Source organism: Bacillus sp. BSL6, from assembly GCF_052928345.1.
In genome coordinates this window covers 43,696-64,468 of sequence record NZ_JAVGCW010000006.1, presented here as the reverse complement: position 1 = coordinate 64,468, position 20,773 = coordinate 43,696, and the positions used below count along the sequence as shown (strand labels likewise).

Below are 20,773 nucleotides of genomic sequence, written 5' to 3'. Positions count from 1 at the left end.
ACGTAAGGGAAACCTTGCGTTTTTTTCTTTGCTTACAAAAAGTATTTAAAATTCTACACATACGTACAAAAATATGCATATTTTGCGATAGTGTTACATATAATATTACATTTGTTTTACAAAAGCGTAACATTAGCAAAAAAAATCCCGAATTATGGTATAAATTTTATAGGTTATATACGGAAAAAGAAAAAAGAAAGCGGTGTAAAAAATAAAATGAAAAAGCTAAAAATGGCATCTTGCGCATTAGTGGCAGGGTTAATGTTTTCAGGACTAACACCAAATGTATTTGCAGAAGATAAAATTTCTGACGTGAAATCACAAATTAATACACAAAATGACACTTTACATAAACAACAACAAGAACGTGATGAATTACAAAAACAAATGAATGACTTAAACAAAACAATTCAAGGTTTAGATAAGTCTGTTCAAGAGAATGCTGCAAAGCTTGATGAAACAACGAAAAAAGTTGCGGACACTGAGCAATTAATCGAAAAGAAAAATAAAGATATTGCAGAATTACAAACGAAAATTGCAAAACGTGAGGAGTTATTAAGAAAACGTTTAGTTGCACTTCAAGAGCAACCAAACACAAACGTTGTAACAGAAGTTCTTGTAAACTCTAAAAACGTTGCAGATTTAGTTGATCGTTTAACTTCTGTTTCTAAAATTCTTGAGTCTGACGAAGATATCATGAAAACACAACAAGAAGATCAAGCGAACGTGAAAAAAGATGTTGAAACGGTAAAAACAAAGCAAAAAGAATTAAAAGAAGCACAAGCTCAAATTGAAACTGCTAAGAAAGAACTTGACGCTGAAAAAGAGAAAAAAGCAGCGGCAGTAAACGATTTAAGCGGTAAAATGGATACAGTTGTAACTTCAATGACAAGTACGGAAAGTCAATTGAAAGATCTTGAAAAACAAGCATTACAATTACAACGTATTGCTGAACAAGAAGCGCAAGAAAAAGCTGCACAAGAAGCTGCTGCTCAAAAACAAGCAGAGCAAGCTGCTAAAGATGCGCAAGCTCAACCAGCACAAGCGGCACCTGCTCAGCCAGCAGCGCCAGCAAACAACGGTGGACAAGCTCAAAAAGAAGAACCTAAAAAGGAAGAGCCTAAAAAAGAAGCACCTAAAAAAGAAGATAAAAAACCAGAACCGACACCAGGCCCAGCTCCAGCTCCTGGCGTAATTGGTAAAGCACAACAATACTTAGGTTTACCATATGTTTGGGGAAGTGCATCTCCATCAAACGGTGGTTTTGACTGTAGTGGATTCATTTCTTACGTATTCGGTGTAGGTCGTCAAGACGTTGCAGGTTACTGGAACTCAGTTTCTAAAGTAAGTAGCCCACAACCTGGAGATTTAGTATTCTTCCAAGGTACTTATAAACCAGGCCCATCTCACATCGGTATTTACGTTGGTAATGGCCAAATGATTCATGCTGGTGATAAAGGTATTGCTTACGCTAGCTTAAGCAGTAGCTACAACCAAAAACATTTCTTAGGATACGGTAGATTCTAGGATTTATAATCGAATAAAACATGTGTATAAAGTCGATAGCTTACTATTTTATAAGTAGGTTATCGGCTTTTTTGCGTTTTTACGAGATTATAAGAAAGGCTTATAGTAGTGCTGGAGGTGAGTGCTAATGCTTGCTGGAAAACAGTTGCTATTAGAAGAACTCTCTTCAGATTTACGGAGAGAATTAAGTGATTTGAAAAAGAAGGGAGAGGTTGTATGTGTACAAGGTATAACAAAGAATACTTCTAAATATATATGTCAGCGCTGCGGAAATATAGAGCAGCGGCTATTTGCATCATTTTTATGTAAAAGGTGCGGTAAAGCATGCGCGTATTGTCGGAAGTGTATCACGATGGGGAGAGTTAGCGAATGTACTGTACTTGTTCGCGGGATTCATGAAAGAAACGGAGACGGGGAGCTAAATCCATTACAGTGGAATGGGGCTTTATCGATTGGTCAGGAGTTGGCGGCGCAAGGAGTTATAGAAGCGATTAAGCAGAAAGAATCTTTTTTTATTTGGGCTGTGTGCGGGGCTGGAAAAACAGAAATGTTATTTTACGGTATAGAAGAGGCGCTCCAAAAAGGAGAAAGAGTTTGTATCGCAACGCCAAGGACTGACGTTGTACTGGAATTAGCGCCGAGATTACAAGAAGTGTTTCCAAGTATAACTGTAGCTGCTTTATACGGAGGGAGTGTAGATCATAAAAAAGATGCAGCGTTAGTCGTTGCAACGACTCACCAACTGTTACGTTACTATAGAGCGTTTCATGTGATGATTGTAGATGAGATTGATGCCTTCCCGTATCATGCAGATCAAATGTTACAGTATGCAGTTAGGCAAGCAATGAAAGAGAAAGCAGCGCGTATTTATTTAACTGCAACCCCTGATGAAAAGTGGAAGCGTAATTTCAGAAAGGGGAAACAAAAAGGTGTTATTGTGTCAGGACGATACCATCGTCACCCGTTACCAGTTCCTCTATTTAGTTGGTGCGGAAATTGGAAGAAAAGCCTCCATCATAAAAAAATTCCTCGCGTGTTACTACAATGGTTAAAAATGAACTTAAATAAAAAGTATCCTATTTTTTTATTTGTTCCTCATGTGCGATATATAGAAGAAATAAGTCAGTTGTTGAAAGGGTTGGATAATAGAATCGATGGCGTGCATGCAGAAGATTCGATGAGAAAAGAAAAAGTAGCATCTTTCAGAAAGGGAGACATTCCGTTATTAGTTACAACGACAATTTTAGAAAGAGGAGTAACTGTGAAGAACTTACAAGTGGCTGTGTTAGGAGCTGAAGAAGAAATTTTTTCAGAGAGTGCGCTCGTACAAATTGCAGGCCGAGCGGGGCGTAGTTTTGAAGAGCCATATGGTGAGGTTATGTATTTTCATTACGGTAAGACAGAGGCAATGGTACGTGCGAAAAAACATATTCAAAGTATGAACAAAAATGCGAAAGAACAAGGATTGATCGATTAATGCATTGTTTACTTTGTGATGAGTACATGGTGGAAACAGTTAGTTGGTACACCTTCTTTGTAAAGTCCCCAAAAAAATATGTATGTGATAGATGTGAGCAAAAACTTTCCTATATTATAGGAGGAATTTGCATGGATTGTGGTCGTCCTTTAGATGACTTACCTACTCGATATAAAGAAAATGATATTTGCATGGACTGTGTAAGATGGAGGAATGAGGAAGGATATCGTCCTTTTAAAAATCGTTCGTTGTACGTGTACAATGATGACATGAAAGGTATACTAGCGCAGTTTAAGTTTCGAGGTGATGCGGAGTTAGTTCATATTTTTTATCAATCTTTTCGGGAGTTATTTCAAAAGTATTTTACGGACGTTTCAACTGTTATTGCTGTTCCGCTTAGTAGGGAACGGGAATATGAACGAGGTTTTAATCAAGCAGAGTTATTAGCAGCATGTTTGCCTGTCAAAAATTTTTATTCATCATTAAGAAGGAAGGAAACAGAAAAGCAAAGTAAGAAATCGCGTAAAGAAAGGCTTTCGGGAAGTAATCCTTTTTATTTTCAGAGAGAAGAGATGTTTCATGGTCAACACATTTTACTTGTTGATGATGTATATACGACAGGAATTACAGTGAGACAAATTGGAAGTCTTTTCTATGATAAAGGAGCAAGCGAAGTTTCTAGTTTGACGCTCTGTAGAAGTTAATCTGTAACTGTCGAAAGAGATAATAAAAAGACGATAAGTCTTCTTTGACTTCGTATGTTGTCATTCGTTATAGTGAAATTATGGGGCAAATGCCCTGATTTTTAGAGTGAAGGGAATGGAATGAACATGCAAGGAAGAGTAAAATGGTTCAATGCAGAAAAGGGATTTGGGTTTATTGAGCGTGAAGATGGTGATGATGTGTTTGTTCATTTTTCTGCTATTCAACAAGATGGATATAAGTCATTGGAAGAAGGGCAACAAGTTGAGTTTGATATTGTAGAGGGAGCACGTGGACCGCAAGCAGCTAATGTTGTAAAACTGTAGGTATATTGTTTTTGGGAAGAGAAAGCTGCGCTTGTGGCAACGTTATATATATGGTAGAACCTCTTGTTTTTTTGCAAGGGGTTTTTGTTATAAAATGAGTTGTCAAAAAGTTGTTTCTTTTCTGTAACGAATTGTCCACAGTTATATTCGTTATTCACGATGTTAATAGGATAAAATAAAGATAGAAACGATGCATCTTTTCATTTCAACAAAAAACGATAAAAAAATCGCAATTCCACTAATTTTTTTAAAAAAGTTAGAAGGAGTTTTTAAGCCGGTGTCGAAATTATAGTACATAGGCTTGAAAGGAGGAATTCATCTATGAAATTCAACATTCGTGGTGAAAATATTGAAGTAACTCCAGCATTAAAGGAATATGTAGAGAAAAAACTAAGTAAGTTAGAGCGTTATTTTGATACATTCCCAGAGATTAAAGTTAATTTAAAAGTATACTCTGACAAGCAACGTGTCGAGGTAACAATTCCATTTACTGATTTATTACTTCGTGCAGAAGAAACTAATAGCGATATGTACGCTGCTATCGATTTAGTAGTTGATAAACTTGAGCGACAAATTCGTAAACATAAAACAAAAGTAAATCGTAAGTTACGTGAGAAAGGTTCTATGAAAACGAACTTTATCCTTCCAGAAGCAGTAGCTGTTCTGGATGAGGTAGAAGAGGATGAACTAGAACTTGTACGTACAAAACGATTCGATTTAAAACCGATGGACGTTGAAGAGGCAATCCTACAAATGGATATGCTAGGACATAATTTCTTCGTCTTCACAAATGCTGATACAAATGAAACTAACGTTGTATATGGCCGTAAAGATGGGAAATATGGTTTAATTGAAACTAAATAATAATTCAAAAGCGCAGCCGAAATGGCTGCGCTTTTTTGTATTTTTATTTTTCGCAGCAAGGTTAAAAAGCTTTGTAAGTAGCCGATTTCATTAAGAAGTGATTTTAGGCATTATTTCGTTAAAATCGCATGAGAAAATTCAAAACTTAGAGAAGTGAGTTACTCGTTATTATTTGGAACAAGCATAGGAATGTAGCTATCTTTACAAGTAATTCTTTGCTAGGAGTATATGATTGTTTTTGAAAATTTAACAAAATGTTCGCAAGTGTAAAAGTAATATTAAATATTCTGAAATCAATTGAAGATATGTTGAGGTGTTGTTACTATAATATCGTATTATATGGATTTTATTCATTCAGTGGAAAAATAAAATCAATATAATGCTACAAATTATCGGAGGTGCTTTTAGTGAGCATTAAGAAAAAAAGTCGTTTTATGCTTGGATCTGTTTTATCTTTAGGTATTTTAGCTAGTACTTTCGTTTTAACCGAACCAGCTAATGCTGATACAAGGGATGATCATGTAGAATTTACCTTTAGACTTTGGAATGCATATGATTATACTAATGCACGTCCTAAAGAGACACCTACTTCTATGTATATGCGTGTGAAGAGTAGTGAAAAGGGCGGTGGTTCTTTCAACGTTTGGACAGAAGCAGATAAAAATAAAGGTAAAGGTGATAGAGATTGGGTAAATGTTTCAGGTGAGTCAGGTAAGCATGAAGGAACGGTGCGACCAGGTAAAACGTATCTTTTCCAAAATTACGCATATGAAAACTATGGAAAAAATGTACCTGTGAGATTCGGTGGTTATTCTAGAGAAAATAATGCTTATCCTACTGCTTGGAGTCCTGATAGTGTAAGACCTAGTGGATCTTACACTGAATATTGATTTAGAAATTATAAATTAAAATTATTTATTGTGTAACGTTAGAAAAAGTCGTCTAGTTCGTCATCTGGATTATACGACTTTTTCTACTATTTCATTTTTTGAATAGGAGGGGCTGCAATGAAGCTTATTTCAAAATATATTTTATTCTGTTGTTTTATATTAATTATTTGTTTATTAGCTTCTTGCCATAAGAAAGTAGATGAACCTATTGTAAATATTGAAGATACTTTAACGGAAAAAGATAATTTGAAAAGTATTCAGTTGAAAGAAATTAATAAAAATACTGTTTTTGAACAAGTATTTATGGAAAATGAAACTGGTGATGATTTCTTTCAAGGGCAAATAGATAGAAATGATATTGCAATAAAAGATAATCTTTCAAATAAAAAAATAAATTCAGGAGTTATACCAGAAAATTATTATGTTTTTTTGACAGGTGTTACGAGTAAGAAAAAACCAACGTATCTTTTGGGACGGATTGAACAAATTGATGGAAAAATAATTCAGTGGAAACAAGAAGTTAAGAGTGTAAAAAGAAAAGGTACAAATGATGTTTATCAGTATGAAGTTGAGTTTCCTAAATTTGAAGGAGAGAGAGCAAATGTTTCTTTTCGTTACATCTGGTTAAATAGAGAAAATAAATGTTATGGTGTTGCGGATCAACTGTTCATATTAAAAAAGATTTGAATTTCATTAATGGTTTATGGAGGAGCTGTAGATGAGTTACTTTTTAAGAAGGATTTTAAAAGGCAAAATGTTTTGGTTGTCTTTATTTATTATGTTAGTAATTATTACTGCTCAATATATTTCTATGCTAGTAACAACTAAAGGATTTAATGATACTGGGATTATAAAGGTATCACCGTATTTATCTAATATTTTATATTTTACTAGATTACCATTTTATAGTGAGTTTTATCTACTTATATTTCCTATGATCTCTGCAATGGCTGTAGCAGGGATTTATAGAATCGATAAAAATTACGGATTTATTTATCCTGTTATTTCTAAAATGGGAACGGGTTATTATTTTAAGCTACTTTATTTTATTAATTTTATTGTATCTTTTTTTATTATAAGTGTCCCTTTACTATTTAACTTTTATTTATATGCAATGACTTATCCAACAGTTGCTCCGCATCCGGTATTAAATTATATGGCTGCTACTGTTTCACCAACAGCTCAATTTCATACGGTTTATTATGAGTATCCTACTTTATATTTTCTTATGTATGTATTTTTAAATGGTTTATACGGTGCGGTTTTGTCAAGTTTGGCTTTATCAGTTTCGTTTTTTATAAAACGAGTTTATTTTATTTATTTAGTGCCATTTATTTTACATATTTTTTGGCTTGGTATTGGAAAGGGAATTCTCAATCCTAAAGATTATTTAATTAAAGATCTCGGTTTTTTTGAATTAAAAATTTTTCTTAGTGTATTGTTATGTATTTGGTTTTGTTCTGTAGTTCTTTATTTACAGGGGAGTAGGAAGCATGTTCTTTTATAATGTAATGAAAGAAACTATAAGGATGAAATATATTTGGTTAAGTATTCTTTTTTTACTTAATGTCAGTATCATAGGTTGTTTGTTCAATTATTTTGAACCTGGAATTGTAAAAGAGAAAATGAACGAATTGGAAACCTTGTATAAGGTTATTTCGTTTTATAATTTGTCGACCATATTTATTCCTTTAACAATCGTTTTTTCTGTATATTCTATGTCGAATTTTTTTAGTGTTTATGTTGTTTACAGAGTGAATAATGCATTGAAATTAGTTTCTATCTATTATTTGAAACTAATTGTTTTTGTTTGCTTTTTTGCTGGGAGTATGATTTTACAGTTGTTTTTGATGTCAAATATGATGGCTGTAACTAGTATTGATGTAAATTATCCATTATTATTGTGCATTCAACTATTTGCGAATATTTTTATATGCATGATAAGTGCTTTCTTGCAATTATTTTTACCTAGTTTACTTGTAATAATATGTATGATTACTGCTGTTTTATTAGATAGATTTATATTACATGGATTTTTATTTACAAATGCTTTTTATATAAATGTGTTTGAAGATGCTACTGGTTTACTTATACGCTTATTTGGATGTTTTTCTATCTTTTTTATAAGTGTATGGATTTTATCTAAAAAAAGTTATATTTCTATGAATGATGAGACAGAGGTGATCTAGTTTACATTATGATTTTATATTATTTGTTAAAAAGAGATTTACATGTAAGGTTTCGAGATTCCATCAAGATAATGGCTTTTTTATTCTTAATTTACGCTATGATTGTAGTTACTTTTTTATACAATCAGCCTCTTAGTAATGGTAAAGAATCTGTATTAGTAGATGTTACCTTTTATCGATTTTTTCATGGAGTAGACTTTGTGGATTTATCTTATTTTTATAAGGAGGGGCGATTTTCTATCCCTTTTTATTGGATATTCTTTCAAATCGTTCCTTTGTTGCTAGTAGGGAAGTTTGCCCTTTCAGATATTCAACAGAATGGTGTTTATTTATTTCCTCGTGTTAAGAAGAAGCATTTTCTGTGGTTAACGAAAATGCTATCTTTGTTTTTTTACATAGTTTGTATTTGGGTTGTTATGTATTTTATTTGGTTTACGGTGTACTATTTGCTTCCTTATGGCGAGAGTTCTTTATATAGTCAATTTCCTTATAAGATATTAGGTACTATGCTAATTCAAATCATTATCAGCTTTTTATTAGCTTTAATTTTTGAGCTTTTAACGTTCTATATGCCAATAACTATTGTTTTTGTACTAATGTTGTTGTACCTATTTTTGTCTATTTTCTTTCATAGTATTTATTTTTTAGGATCTTTTGTTATGCCAAATCGTTGGTATTTTGTTGATCACAGTTCAATTCAATTGACTTTAGGTAATAATCAATCTATTCAATGGAATGATTTACTTCTAATAGGAGTAGTAATTGTTGTTGTAATGATTTTATTAGGTAGTTTTTGTTTTAAAAAACTAGATGTGATAGGTGAATAATTTATGGACAATTATATTAAATGTGAATGTATGACGAAAAGATTGAAGGGAAATATTGTGTTAGATAATATTAGTTTGTCAGTAAAAAAAGGAGAGTTTTTAGTTTTGAAGGGGCATAATGGTTCTGGTAAAACAATGATTTTACGTGCTATATCAGGATTAATGCGTTTAAATTCTGGAGCTGTTTACGTAGATAATGAAATGATTGGAAAACAAAAGCAATTCCCGGATTCTATGGGGATATTGATTGAATATCCAAGTTTTATTCCAGGGTATACTGGTTTTCAGAATTTGAAATTTTTATCATCGATTAACAATAAAATCTCTGATGAGGAAATTTATAATATTATTCAAAGGGTTGGACTTGATAAAACAGATAAGAGAAAGTATAAAAGATACTCTTTAGGTATGAAACAACGTTTAGGGATAGCGCAAGCTTTAATGGAGCAACCAACACTATTGTTATTAGACGAGCCAACGAATGCTTTAGATAGTGATGGGATAAAAGATGTTTTGGATATTTTGAAAGTAGAAAAGTCTAAAGGAACGACTATTGTTGTAGCCAGTCATGATGTGCATGTTCTAGATAATGAAATGGTAGATCGTATTGTACATGTTAATAATGGAAAGTTGGTAGATTAAGAGTGACAAGAAAACATGTCTTAATAAGCGTTGGATTGTGTCTGTTGCTATGTATATTTGCTAGTTTATTAAGATTTAAAACATTAAATCTTAATAATGAATCTTATAAAGTGGTAAAAGATGAGTTTTTATCTAATAGAACTTTTGAAGATGGGCAAGGAGTTACTTTTCATGCACTTAATCCTCTTGATCCTACAAAAGTTTATGATCCTTATGAAGACCGTGAAGTAGTGACGTATGTATTACCTTTAGATATTACAAATACAATGAATCGGGATATTAATTTGCTTAGTAATAAGTCTATTTCTAATACAATGTTTTATTCTAAAATAGGAGAGTTTTATAATGTAATTCCGTATTCAATGGAATTACCTGAAAAATATCAGTTTGAGCCTGTAATACCTGCTGGTAAAACAGTGCGAGGATATATAGGGACAAATTATTTTATAGGAGATGACCCTTATAAAAATTATAAAAACTTTTCAAATGAATCAACTAAAGTGAAATTCATTTCTTTTATGAAGGATCAGAAAGGGAAATATCATGAATTAGAAATACCGATAAATTAATGCATGATTGATACAAATATATTTTAAGTGTGCTTTTTGGGTGCCGTGGTTGAGTAGATCTTGCAATATAATATTATCTTTTAAAGTCGGAGGTTTTGCGTAGGTGTAAGTATCCATGGATGCTGCACCTGCGAAATTTCCGGCTTTTTGTAATTATCGATTTAGATTTAATACGAAATTTGTAACGTGAAATTGAAATAGCGAGACAGAGAAAAGGAACGTAACAAATAAAATAAAAACTTTTTTTGAATATAAGGCCCGACATTTTGCCGATTGTTGTCATAGTTATAAGACAAGTGTTACAATTATCATTAGGTATATACATTTTGGTTTTTTTAATTAGGAGAAAAATTGGCATAACATACATTTGATTTTTATAACGACTGATTGTAATAGAGAAAAAGAAAAACAATCGGAAGTTTTATTTTAATAAAAAAGAGGAGCGTATTTCCTATGATCGGTATTTTAAAAAAGGTATTTGATGTAAATCAACGCCAAATTAAACGTATGCAGAAGACAGTTGAGCAAATTGATGCATTAGAGCCATCTATTAAGCCATTAACTGATGAACAATTAAAAGGGAAGACGCTTGAATTTAAAGAACGTCTAACAAAAGGTGAAACAGTAGATGATCTACTACCTGAAGCTTTTGCGGTTGTTCGTGAAGCTGCGACTCGTGTTCTTGGAATGCGTCCGTATGGTGTACAGTTAATGGGTGGTATTGCCTTACATGAAGGGAATATCTCTGAGATGAAAACGGGTGAAGGTAAAACGTTAACATCTACATTACCTGTATATTTAAATGCTTTAACAGGAAAAGGTGTTCACGTTGTTACAGTCAATGAATACTTAGCACAACGTGATGCGAGCGAAATGGGACAACTTCATGAGTTCCTAGGATTAACAGTAGGAATTAATTTAAACAGTATGTCACGCGAAGAGAAACAAGAGGCTTATGCTGCTGATATTACGTATAGTACAAATAATGAGCTTGGATTCGATTACTTACGTGACAACATGGTTTTATATAAAGAGCAGTGCGTTCAACGCCCATTGCACTTTGCTATTATCGATGAAGTCGATTCTATCTTAGTCGATGAAGCGCGTACGCCACTTATTATTTCTGGACAAGCTCAAAAATCAACAGAGCTGTACATGTTTGCAAATGCATTCGTTCGTACGTTAGAAAATGAAAAAGATTATTCATTTGATGTGAAGACGAAAAATGTAATGTTAACAGAAGATGGTATTACGAAAGCGGAGAAAGCTTTCCATATTGAAAACTTATTTGATTTAAAACATGTAGCGCTTCTTCACCATATTAATCAGGCACTTCGTGCGCACGTTGTTATGCATCGTGATACAGATTATGTTGTACAAGAAGGCGAAATCGTAATTGTAGACCAATTTACTGGTCGTCTTATGAAAGGTCGTCGTTATAGCGAAGGGTTACACCAAGCTATCGAGGCAAAAGAAGGCGTAGAAATTCAAAATGAAAGTATGACGCTTGCGACAATTACATTCCAGAACTACTTCCGTATGTACGAAAAGTTATCTGGTATGACTGGTACAGCGAAAACAGAGGAAGAGGAATTCCGTAACATTTATAATATGAACGTTATCGTAATTCCAACGAACAAACCGATTATTCGTGATGACCGTGCAGATTTAATCTTCAAATCAATGGAAGGTAAATTTAATGCTGTTGTTGAGGATATTGTAAATCGTCATAAACAAGGGCAACCAGTTCTTGTCGGTACAGTTGCGATCGAAACGTCAGAACTTATTTCAAAAATGTTAACGCGTAAAGGTGTACGTCATAACATCTTAAATGCGAAAAACCATGCGCGTGAAGCGGATATCATTGCAGAAGCAGGTATAAAAGGCGCTGTAACGATTGCGACGAACATGGCAGGTCGTGGTACAGATATTAAGCTTGGAGACGATGTGAAAAACGTTGGTTTAGCCGTTATCGGTACAGAGCGTCACGAAAGTCGTCGTATTGATAACCAGTTACGTGGTCGTGCTGGTCGTCAAGGGGACCCAGGTGTTACGCAGTTCTACTTATCAATGGAAGATGAACTAATGCGTCGCTTCGGTTCTGATAATATGAAAGCGATGATGGATCGCCTTGGTATGGATGATTCTCAGCCAATCGAAAGTAAAATGGTTTCTCGTGCAGTAGAATCTGCGCAAAAACGTGTAGAAGGAAATAACTATGATGCACGTAAGCAGTTACTACAATACGATGATGTACTTCGTCAGCAACGTGAAGTTATTTACAAACAGCGTCAAGAGGTAATGGAGTCTGAGAACTTACGCGGTATTATTGAAGGTATGATGAAATCTACAGTAGAGCGTGCGGTTGCACTTCATACACAAGAGGAAATTGAAGAAGATTGGAACATTAAAGGTCTTGTTGACTACTTAAATACAAACCTTCTGCAAGAAGGAGATGTGAAAGAAGAAGAATTACGTCGCCTTGCTCCAGAGGAAATGAGCGAGCCAATTATTGCGAAATTAATAGAGCGTTACAATGACAAGGAAAAGCTTATGCCAGAAGAGCAAATGCGTGAGTTCGAAAAAGTTGTTGTATTCCGTGTTGTAGATACGAAATGGACAGAGCATATCGATGCGATGGATCACCTTCGTGAAGGTATTCATTTACGTGCTTACGGTCAAATTGATCCACTTCGTGAGTATCAAATGGAAGGGTTCGCAATGTTCGAATCAATGATTGCTTCTATTGAAGAGGAAATTTCTCGTTACATTATGAAAGCTGAAATTGAACAAAACTTAGAGCGTCAAGAAGTTGTTCAAGGTGAAGCTGTTCACCCATCTAGCGATGGCGAAGAGGCGAAGAAAAAACCAGTTGTAAAAGGTGACCAAGTGGGCCGCAACGATTTATGTAAATGTGGTAGCGGTAAAAAATATAAAAACTGCTGTGGCATTGGGAAGTAATATAGGGCGGTAGCCCAGGCTGCTTTGCAAACTTTTACATCAAAAATGTATAATTAAGAAGGATTAAACTCTCTCCGTCATAAGTGGAGAGAGTTTCCCTTGTTTTCATACGAAAGTAACAGCAATTACATAGAGGTGAAGGAAATGGAATTAGTAGAAATTAGACAGGAATTAGAGAAAATGGCTAAGAGATTAGCGGCTTTTAGGGGGTCTCTTTGACCTCCCTACTAAGGAGAAACAAATTGCAGAATTAGAAGAGAAAATGATGGGCGCAGGATTTTGGGATGACCAACAAGGCGCACAAGCTGTAATTAACGAAGCAAATGCACTGAAAGATATGGTTGGAAAGTTCCGTCAGCTAGATGAGACGTTCGAAAACCTGGAAATTACGCATGAGCTTTTAAAAGAAGAGTATGATGAAGATTTACATGAGGAACTTGAATCAGAAGTAAAAGGCTTAATTCAAGAAATGAATGAGTATGAGCTGCAGTTACTACTTAGCGATCCTTATGATAAAAATAACGCCATTTTAGAATTACACCCAGGTGCTGGTGGAACAGAGTCACAAGATTGGGGCTCTATGTTACTACGAATGTACACACGTTGGGCTGAAAAACGTGGGTTTAAAGTAGAAACTGTTGACTACTTACCAGGTGATGAAGCTGGTATTAAGAGCGTTACTTTATTAATTAAAGGCCATAACGCTTACGGTTACTTAAAAGCTGAGAAAGGTGTACATCGTCTTGTACGTATTTCACCATTCGATTCTTCAGGCCGTCGTCATACATCGTTCGTATCTTGTGAAGTTGTACCTGAGTTCAATGATGAAGTTGAAATTGAAGTGCGTACAGAAGACTTGAAAATTGATACGTATCGTGCAAGTGGAGCGGGTGGACAGCACGTTAATACGACAGATTCAGCAGTTCGTATTACGCATACACCGACAAATACGGTTGTAACGTGTCAGTCAGAGCGTTCTCAAATTAAAAACCGTGAGCATGCGATGAAGATGTTAAAAGCGAAATTATATCAAAAGAAATTAGAAGAGCAACAAGCGGAGTTAGATGAAATTCGCGGAGAACAAAAAGAAATCGGATGGGGTAGCCAAATCCGTTCTTACGTATTCCACCCATATTCTCTTGTGAAAGACCACCGTACAAATACAGAGGTCGGTAATGTGCAAGCAGTTATGGATGGAGAAATTGATCCGTTTATTGATGCTTACTTACGTTCTCGCATCTAATAAGCTAAGTGAAAAAAAGCCAACAAAATTGTTGGCGCACGTTGAGGATATAGAGGACATACAGAGTGCTATTTTATTTATATGGATGAAGTACAGAGGAAGAGAAGTTGGAAACGACAACTTCTCTTTTTGATGGGATTATATGTAGCATACAATGTTGTATATTGTTTTGTAAAAAGTAGAAAATAGTAAAACAGATTGGCAATAGAGTAAGGCTTTCTACAGAAATTTTCTAAATTCCCGTTCAAAAAGAATCCTTTATAGAAGTTTATAAGTTGTTCACAGAATTGAAACAACTTATAAAAGCTTTATATCATTAGGGTTCTCACTTTATTTTTGAAGAATATGAAATATACCTTAGTTTTTCTATATAAAGATAATGCTTATAATGAAAATGAGTGTGTTAGGAATGAAAAGAATATCAACAATGGGGAGCGATAGAAGTGAAAAAGAAATTATTGGCTATTGCGCTAGGAACATCAGTCGTTTTTGCTTTGGGAGCGTGTGGAAATAAAGAAGAGAGTAAGCCTTCGAACCAGTCTGCAAGTACAGACAGTGCAGAACAAATTTTCCAAAGAAGTTGTGCTGGGTGTCACGCAACAGATTTATCAGGAGCAACTGGACCTGATTTAAGAAAAGTAGGCGGGAAGTACGACGCTGCAGATATCGAAGAAATTATTAAAAAAGGTCGCGGTTCAATGTCGCCAGGACTTATTCAAGGTGAAGATGCGAAAAAAGTAGCTGAGTGGTTAGCTGAACATAAATAAAAAGGGGTAAAATGGACGAGTTGATTCATATAATCAACTCGTTTCCCTTTTTTTGGAATGTAACATAACTGTAACAAAAATGTATCCAAACTGGAAACCGTTTGATGTTACAATGAGGTTTGTAGAATTTTGCTGAAATATATTACATAGAGTAGTATTGCTTAGAAAAAGAGTATAAGTAGACTACCTTCAACAAGAGTGGTTTAAAAGAGAATAAAGGTTTAGCTTTTATTTTCAAATGTACAGAAAAGTATTTCGAAAAAAATCATTAAGTATTGGGTGATAAATAATGATAAAAATGACGAATGTTTATAAGGAGTACCCGAATGGTATGAAAGCCATTGCTGGTCTCACAGTTAACATTAAACAAGGCGAGTTTGTATACGTAGTTGGACCGAGTGGAGCCGGAAAATCTACATTTATTAAAATGATGTATCGTGAAGAGAAGCCATCTACAGGATCAATTAATGTAAATGGTCTTACTATCGAGTCATTAGCAGAAAGAGACGTTCCATATTTCCGTCGTCAATTAGGCGTGATTTTCCAAGACTTTAAATTACTACCTAAATTAACGGTATATGAGAATGTTGCGTTTGCCTTAGAAGTAATTGAAGAAGAGCCAGATGCAATTCGTGAGCGTGTAACAGAAGTGTTAGGTCTTGTAGGTCTTGAAGATCGTGCAGACGCACTTCCAAGCGAACTTTCAGGCGGGGAGCAGCAACGTGTTGCGATTGCGAGAGCAATTGTTAATAGACCAAAGGTTGTAATTGCCGATGAGCCAACAGGTAACTTAGATATTGAAACAGCTCTTGATATTATGAAGATTTTCACGCGCATTAATGAGCGTGGTACAACGATCGTTATGGCGACACATAACGCAGATATCGTAAATACAATCCGTCATCGTGTAATCGCGATTGAAGGCGGAAAAATTGTTCGAGATGAGATGGAGGGAGGATACGGATATGAAGGCTAAGACCCTTAGTCGACATTTGCGAGAAGGTGTAAAGAATCTATCACGTAACGGATGGATGACGTTTGCTTCTGTTAGTGCAGTAACAGTTACATTATTACTTGTAGGTGTCTTTTTAACAGCGATTATGAATATGAACCATTTTGCGACGAAAGTAGAGCAAGATGTAGAAATTCGTGTACACATTGATCCAGCAGCAAAAGAAGCTGATCAAAAGAAATTAGAAGATGATATGAGTAAGATTGCAAAAGTAGACTCTATTAAATATTCTTCTAAAGAAGAAGAGTTAAAACGTTTAATTAAAAGCTTAGGCGATAGCGGAAAGACATTTGAGTTATTTGAACAAGATAACCCACTTAAAAACGTATTCGTTGTAAAAGCAAAAGAACCAACAGATACAGCAACAATTGCGAAAAAGATTGAAAAAATGCAGTTTGTAAGTAATGTTCAGTACGGAAAAGGGCAAGTTGAACGATTATTTGATACTGTAAAAACTGGTCGTAACATCGGGATTGTGTTAATTGCTGGTCTTTTATTCACAGCGATGTTCTTAATCTCTAATACAATTAAAATTACAATTTATGCTCGTAGTACAGAAATCGAAATTATGAAACTTGTAGGTGCAACAAACTGGTTTATTCGTTGGCCGTTCTTATTAGAGGGATTATTCCTAGGAGTATTAGGATCAATTATTCCAATTGGCTTAATTCTAGTTACGTATAATTCATTGCAAGGTGTGTTTAACGAAAAACTTGGCGGAACAATTTTCGAACTTCTACCATACAGCCCATTCGTATTCCAATTAGCTGGTTTACTAGTGTTAATCGGGGCTTTAATCGGTATGTGGGGAAGTGTAATGTCAATTCGTCGCTTCTTAAAAGTATAAAAAGTTGCAAACATAATTCGTACAAGCTTATCATATAGTAGAAATAGGTAAAGGCATCACACACTGTGTGATGCCTTTTGCTACACCACCTGTGTGTTTTGGAAAGGGGAATTCCGCATTGAAACGTAGAGTTGCAATTATTGGAATGGTTGTTGCATTTTTAATTGGTGCTGGCGGAATGTTTGCAGGTATGTCTTTATTTGGGGTTAACCCAGCAGAAGTAACGCAAACAATTTCGAATGGAAACGCTAGCACTGCGCAAGGGAATTTGGCAAAAATTAATGAGGCGTATGCACTAATTGATTCACGTTATGTGGAAGACGTGAAAGATGAAAAATTAGTCGAAGGTGCAATACAAGGCATGTTGTCTACGCTGAAGGACCCTTATTCCACGTATATGGATAAAGAAACGGCTAAACAGTTTAGTGAATCGCTTGATCCCGAGTTAGAAGGGATTGGGGCTGAGGTGAACAAAACAGACGGTAAGCTTATTATCGTATCTCCAATTAAAGGCTCACCAGCAGAAAAGATTGGAATTAAACCGAATGACCAAATTTTATCTGTAGATGGAAATAGTGTGAAAGATTTATCACGTGAAGAAGCAGTATTAAAGATTCGTGGTAAAAAAGGAACGACTGTTGCGATTGAAATTAAGCGTGCAGGAGTAGCTGATCCGATTGTATTTAAAATTAAGCGTGAAAAAATTCCAATCTTCACAGTGTTTAGCTCTGTGAAACAAGAGAGTGGAAAAGATATCGGTTATATGCAAATCACTTCTTTTGCTGAAAATACAGCGAAAGAATTTAAGGATCAGTTAAAAGAGTTAGAGAAGAAAAACATAAAAGGCTTAGTTATTGACGTACGTGGTAATCCAGGTGGCTACTTAAATAGTGTAGAAGAGATACTAGGAGAAATTATGACGGATAAAAAGCCGATGCTACAAGTAGAGCAAAGAAATGGTGAGAAGAAGAAATTCTCTACGGAACTAAAAGAGAGAAAGCCATATCCAATTTCAGTATTAATTGATAACGGAAGTGCTTCTGCTTCAGAGATTTTAGCGGGTGCGCTAAAAGAGGGAGAAGGATACGATTTAATTGGTGAAAAAACGTTTGGCAAAGGTACTGTTCAGCAAGCTGTTCCATTTAAAGATGGCAGCAATATCAAATTAACGATGTTCAAATGGTTAACACCGGATGGAAACTGGATTCATAAAAAAGGAATCAAGCCAACTGTAGAAGTGAAACAACCAGATTATTATCATGCAACACCAATTCAAATTGAAAAGACACTTTCATACAATGCAAATGATGTACAAGTAAAACATGCCCAAGAAATGCTTAAGAGTTTAGGATATGTACCAGGACGTGAAGATGGCTACTTTAGTAAAGAGACAGAATCAGCACTGAAAGCATTCCAAAATGCGAATAAGATGGAAGCGACAGGACAGCTCGATAAAAAGACAGCTGAGGCGATTCAAACGAAAATTATTGAAAAAATCCGTTCTGGAGAAAATGATCTACAATTACAGTCAGCATTAAAATTAATGGCGAAATAAAAAGAAATACAGGCAGTTTGCTGCCTGTATTTTTTTGTGTTAAACAAACGCTTGTCCAGTTATGATAATATAAAAAGAAAGAATGATATAAATGGTGGTGAATGGGTTCGTGGAGGCATGGATTTTTGAAATAATGCGGGCAGTTGGACGTTTTTTCTTACACCCTGCTGTCTATGTATTTTTAATAAGTAGTATCTTCGTTGGATACTTACGTATGTTACGAGAACGAAAAGATTTTTCTTTTAAAGTTTATGATATTTGGTTTGAACTGCGAACATCTTTATTTGCGGGGATTGGATATGGATTCGTGGTATCTATTATTACGATTGGGCTCGGACTTGTTGTTTCTAAAGCGAGCTTATGGGCCATTTTACTTTGGACATTACTATTTGGATTAACTGCTATGTACCGATATTTATCAGCAGCTTATACGTTCAGTATCGCAATTGTATGTGTTCTATTATCTTCTAAGCTACCAGTTTCCTTCTTACAGCTTGGAGAAGGTGAAGAGAATACAATTGTATCCCTTGCTATTTTGCTAGGCATTATGCTCGTTGTAGAGGGCTTGTTGATTTCTAAAAATGCAGTAGGATATTCGACGCCGAAGATTAGGAAGGGTAAGCGTGGACTAAAGATTGGTTTACACGAATCAAAGCGTTTATGGATCATTCCTATTTTTATTCTCGTACCAGGTGACGCAGTAACGCAGTTTATTTCATGGTGGCCTGTCGTTTCAATCGGTTCTGATACATATTCTTTATTCCTCGTTCCATTTTTAATTGGATTTATGAGAAGGATTAGAAGTTATGAGCCGACGGAAGCTTTATTATTTACAGGAAGACGTGTGTACGGATTAGCAGGACTTGTACTCGTTTTAGGAATCGCAAGTTATTGGTGGCACGTACTTGCAATTATCGCGATGGGTGTTGCGATGCTTGGACGATTCACGATTTCCATGCAAGAGAAAATTTCTGATGAGACAAGACCGGCGTATTTCGCTGCACGTAATGATGGACTTGTTGTATTAGATACTATCCCGAATACAATTGGGGCAGAGCTGAATTTACTACCCGGAGAAATGATTACGAAAGTAAATGGAGTCATTCCAAGAAGCGCTGAGGAATTTTATAATGCGCTTCAAACGAAGACGACAGGAGCATTTTGTAAATTAGAAGTATTAGATACAAATGGTGAGCTTCGCCTTGCTCAAACGGCATTATACGCCGGAGGACATCACGAATTAGGTATTGTATTTGTTCAGCAGGAGCATGAGTGGGATTCGGAAGCGATGTAATAAAATATGATACGAAAGAAAAGACTGTATAGCATTATAGCTATACAGTCTTTTTTTCTTATAATTTATGGTTTTACTTGAGCATAATGTTGTACAACAAACTCGCGAAACGTTTGTGCAGCAAGTGATAAATAGTGTTTTTCATTCCACAATAAATGAGACGTCCATTGGCAAATAGGCTCTTCAATATGTAGAAGCGTTAGTGGTGGCAATTCTTTTTTTGCTGCGATTGGCAAGAAGGCAACACCAAGGCCGGTACGTACTAAGCCGCTGATGGCTGCCGGTTCATCTCCTTCACATACGATATTGGGTGTAAAACCAGCTAGCCTGCAGAAATTGTCTGTGATTTCACGGAAGCTGTATCCTGGTTTTAGGGAGATAAATGGATCATCGGCTACTTCGCTTAGCTTGATACAATGGCGATCTTTGAGGCGATGTGTACTTGGTACAGCTAGTACAATCTCTTCAGTCATTAATGGAAGACTATAGATTCCAGGTTGTTCAATAGGCGAAGGAGTGAAACAAAAGTCAATTTCACCTTTTTCAAGGAGCTGAACTTTCAATTCTTCTGTGGATGCTTGTGTAATGCGGAAGTTAATTTGTGGATATAAGGCTAAAAAAGGCGTCAGTAGTTCCGACACTCGATTTAAGGTTGTAGTAGCTATGAAAACACTCCCATGCTCTAATCCAGCCATGTCTGTAACTTGTCGTTTGCCTACTTCGAGCGCTTCAAGGGCTGTATCCACTTGCTTGAGAAAAGCTTTTCCGAAAGTGTTTAGCTGGATTTTCCGTCCGATTCGATCAAATAAGGGAACTCCCAACTCTTCTTCTAATCGAGAGATAGTAACACTTAAAGCTGGTTGGGAGATATGAAGTTCTTGTGCCGCTTTCGTTATATGTTCCGTCCGAGCGACTGTCTTAAAATACTTGAGTTGCAGCAATTCCATAAAATATATTCACCTTCCCTTATATACTGTAGGTTATTAATATGATAGTTATTTTATATTTTTGTTTATCAATAATCAATTTTATAATATGAGTGTGAAAAGAAATATTGTAAAAGTTTATATATAGATAAAAA

Annotated in this window: 20 protein-coding genes; 19 read left to right on the top strand and 1 reads right to left on the bottom strand. The window is 35.2% G+C overall.

Features of this window, described 5'->3' with window-relative positions:
- Positions 1-111 precede the first annotated feature (111 nt).
- The 19 genes from RCJ96_RS19425 (at position 112) to RCJ96_RS19335 (ending at position 19,692) form a co-directional block, all read left to right on the top strand.
- Positions 112-1,527 (top strand): C40 family peptidase, encoded by a 1,416-nt coding sequence (locus RCJ96_RS19425; RefSeq protein ID WP_270796017.1) that lies wholly within the window; start codon positions 112-114, stop codon positions 1,525-1,527.
- A gap of 127 nt (positions 1,528-1,654) precedes the next feature.
- The gene (gene comFA / locus RCJ96_RS19420; RefSeq protein ID WP_270796015.1) at positions 1,655-3,004 is read left to right on the top strand and encodes an ATP-dependent helicase ComFA; all 1,350 of its coding nucleotides are present in this window, start codon (positions 1,655-1,657) and stop codon (positions 3,002-3,004) included.
- On the top strand, positions 3,004-3,708 hold the full coding sequence (locus RCJ96_RS19415) for a ComF family protein (protein ID WP_074606611.1): 705 nt from the start codon (positions 3,004-3,006) through the stop codon (positions 3,706-3,708). Before comFA ends, RCJ96_RS19415 begins: the two co-directional genes overlap by 1 nt.
- A 126-nt stretch (positions 3,709-3,834) precedes the next feature.
- Complete coding sequence (gene cspC / locus RCJ96_RS19410) at positions 3,835-4,032, top strand: cold shock protein CspC (protein WP_001162041.1); 198 nt, start codon at positions 3,835-3,837, stop codon at positions 4,030-4,032.
- A gap of 321 nt (positions 4,033-4,353) precedes the next feature.
- Positions 4,354-4,896, top strand: coding sequence for a ribosome hibernation-promoting factor, HPF/YfiA family (hpf, locus tag RCJ96_RS19405; RefSeq protein ID WP_000671190.1), 543 nt, complete (start codon positions 4,354-4,356; stop codon positions 4,894-4,896).
- Positions 4,897-5,303: 407 nt separating this feature from the next.
- Positions 5,304-5,786 carry a hypothetical protein gene (locus tag RCJ96_RS19400; protein WP_074606613.1) on the top strand — a complete coding sequence of 161 codons (483 nt, stop codon included), beginning with the start codon at positions 5,304-5,306 and terminating at the stop codon, positions 5,784-5,786.
- 117 nt (positions 5,787-5,903) lie between these two features.
- Complete coding sequence (locus RCJ96_RS19395; protein WP_074606615.1) at positions 5,904-6,473, top strand: hypothetical protein; 570 nt, start codon at positions 5,904-5,906, stop codon at positions 6,471-6,473.
- Between the two features lie 31 nt (positions 6,474-6,504).
- Complete coding sequence (locus RCJ96_RS19390) at positions 6,505-7,293, top strand: hypothetical protein (protein WP_074606616.1); 789 nt, start codon at positions 6,505-6,507, stop codon at positions 7,291-7,293.
- On the top strand, positions 7,280-7,975 hold the full coding sequence (locus RCJ96_RS19385; protein WP_416504044.1) for a hypothetical protein: 696 nt from the start codon (positions 7,280-7,282) through the stop codon (positions 7,973-7,975). Before RCJ96_RS19390 ends, RCJ96_RS19385 begins: the two co-directional genes overlap by 14 nt.
- 71 nt (positions 7,976-8,046) lie before the next feature.
- Positions 8,047-8,802, top strand: coding sequence for a hypothetical protein (locus RCJ96_RS19380; protein ID WP_074606660.1), 756 nt, complete (start codon positions 8,047-8,049; stop codon positions 8,800-8,802).
- Positions 8,803-8,805: 3 nt separating this feature from the next.
- Positions 8,806-9,444 carry an ATP-binding cassette domain-containing protein gene (locus RCJ96_RS19375; RefSeq protein WP_074606620.1) on the top strand — a complete coding sequence of 213 codons (639 nt, stop codon included), beginning with the start codon at positions 8,806-8,808 and terminating at the stop codon, positions 9,442-9,444.
- A 41-nt stretch (positions 9,445-9,485) separates the two neighbouring features.
- Positions 9,486-10,013: a hypothetical protein gene (locus RCJ96_RS19370; protein ID WP_074606662.1), complete on the top strand. Its 528-nt coding sequence runs from the start codon at positions 9,486-9,488 to the stop codon at positions 10,011-10,013.
- A 453-nt stretch (positions 10,014-10,466) separates the two neighbouring features.
- Positions 10,467-12,974 carry a preprotein translocase subunit SecA gene (gene secA, locus RCJ96_RS19365; RefSeq protein ID WP_048553050.1) on the top strand — a complete coding sequence of 836 codons (2,508 nt, stop codon included), beginning with the start codon at positions 10,467-10,469 and terminating at the stop codon, positions 12,972-12,974.
- A 144-nt stretch (positions 12,975-13,118) separates the two neighbouring features.
- Positions 13,119-14,217 (top strand): peptide chain release factor 2 gene (prfB, locus tag RCJ96_RS19360; RefSeq protein ID WP_096001716.1). Its coding sequence is split into 2 segments (ribosomal slippage): positions 13,119-13,190 and positions 13,192-14,217, totalling 1,098 coding nucleotides; the frame shifts between segments, so codons are not numbered across the junction.
- 443 nt (positions 14,218-14,660) lie between these two features.
- Positions 14,661-14,984, top strand: a complete 324-nt coding sequence (gene cccB, locus RCJ96_RS19355) for a cytochrome c551 (protein WP_000727968.1) — start codon at positions 14,661-14,663, stop codon at positions 14,982-14,984.
- A gap of 289 nt (positions 14,985-15,273) precedes the next feature.
- Entirely contained in the window at positions 15,274-15,960 is a 687-nt protein-coding gene (gene ftsE, locus RCJ96_RS19350; protein WP_000594318.1) for a cell division ATP-binding protein FtsE, read from the top strand.
- Complete coding sequence (gene ftsX, locus RCJ96_RS19345) at positions 15,950-16,843, top strand: permease-like cell division protein FtsX (RefSeq protein ID WP_000645019.1); 894 nt, start codon at positions 15,950-15,952, stop codon at positions 16,841-16,843. Before ftsE ends, ftsX begins: the two co-directional genes overlap by 11 nt.
- 118 nt (positions 16,844-16,961) lie before the next feature.
- A complete protein-coding gene (locus RCJ96_RS19340; protein WP_000830290.1) occupies positions 16,962-18,398 on the top strand; it encodes a S41 family peptidase in 1,437 nt (478 codons plus the stop codon).
- Positions 18,399-18,489: 91 nt separating this feature from the next.
- The gene (locus RCJ96_RS19335) at positions 18,490-19,692 is read left to right on the top strand and encodes a PDZ domain-containing protein (protein WP_074606621.1); all 1,203 of its coding nucleotides are present in this window, start codon (positions 18,490-18,492) and stop codon (positions 19,690-19,692) included.
- Between the two features lie 65 nt (positions 19,693-19,757).
- On the opposite strand, the gene RCJ96_RS19330 is transcribed toward RCJ96_RS19335, so the two are convergent.
- A complete protein-coding gene (locus RCJ96_RS19330; RefSeq protein WP_074606623.1) occupies positions 19,758-20,639 on the bottom strand; it encodes a LysR family transcriptional regulator in 882 nt (293 codons plus the stop codon).
- Positions 20,640-20,773: the final 134 nt, after the last annotated feature.

Bases quoted from the DNA above. Each gene is read 5' to 3' on its own strand.
- comFA (WP_270796015.1), top strand. From the start codon at position 1,655: ATGCTTGCTGGAAAACAGTTGCTATTAGAAGAACTCTCTTCAGATTTA.
- RCJ96_RS19415 (WP_074606611.1), top strand. From the start codon at position 3,004: ATGCATTGTTTACTTTGTGATGAGTACATGGTGGAAACAGTTAGTTGG.
- cspC (WP_001162041.1), top strand. From the start codon at position 3,835: ATGCAAGGAAGAGTAAAATGGTTCAATGCAGAAAAGGGATTTGGGTTT.
- hpf (WP_000671190.1), top strand. From the start codon at position 4,354: ATGAAATTCAACATTCGTGGTGAAAATATTGAAGTAACTCCAGCATTA.
- RCJ96_RS19395 (WP_074606615.1), top strand. From the start codon at position 5,904: ATGAAGCTTATTTCAAAATATATTTTATTCTGTTGTTTTATATTAATT.
- RCJ96_RS19390 (WP_074606616.1), top strand. From the start codon at position 6,505: ATGAGTTACTTTTTAAGAAGGATTTTAAAAGGCAAAATGTTTTGGTTG.
- RCJ96_RS19385 (WP_416504044.1), top strand. From the start codon at position 7,280: ATGTTCTTTTATAATGTAATGAAAGAAACTATAAGGATGAAATATATT.
- RCJ96_RS19380 (WP_074606660.1), top strand. From the start codon at position 8,047: ATGGCTTTTTTATTCTTAATTTACGCTATGATTGTAGTTACTTTTTTA.
- RCJ96_RS19375 (WP_074606620.1), top strand. From the start codon at position 8,806: ATGGACAATTATATTAAATGTGAATGTATGACGAAAAGATTGAAGGGA.
- secA (WP_048553050.1), top strand. From the start codon at position 10,467: ATGATCGGTATTTTAAAAAAGGTATTTGATGTAAATCAACGCCAAATT.
- ftsE (WP_000594318.1), top strand. From the start codon at position 15,274: ATGATAAAAATGACGAATGTTTATAAGGAGTACCCGAATGGTATGAAA.
- ftsX (WP_000645019.1), top strand. From the start codon at position 15,950: ATGAAGGCTAAGACCCTTAGTCGACATTTGCGAGAAGGTGTAAAGAAT.
- RCJ96_RS19335 (WP_074606621.1), top strand. From the start codon at position 18,490: ATGGTGGTGAATGGGTTCGTGGAGGCATGGATTTTTGAAATAATGCGG.
- RCJ96_RS19330 (WP_074606623.1), bottom strand. From the start codon at position 20,639: ATGGAATTGCTGCAACTCAAGTATTTTAAGACAGTCGCTCGGACGGAA.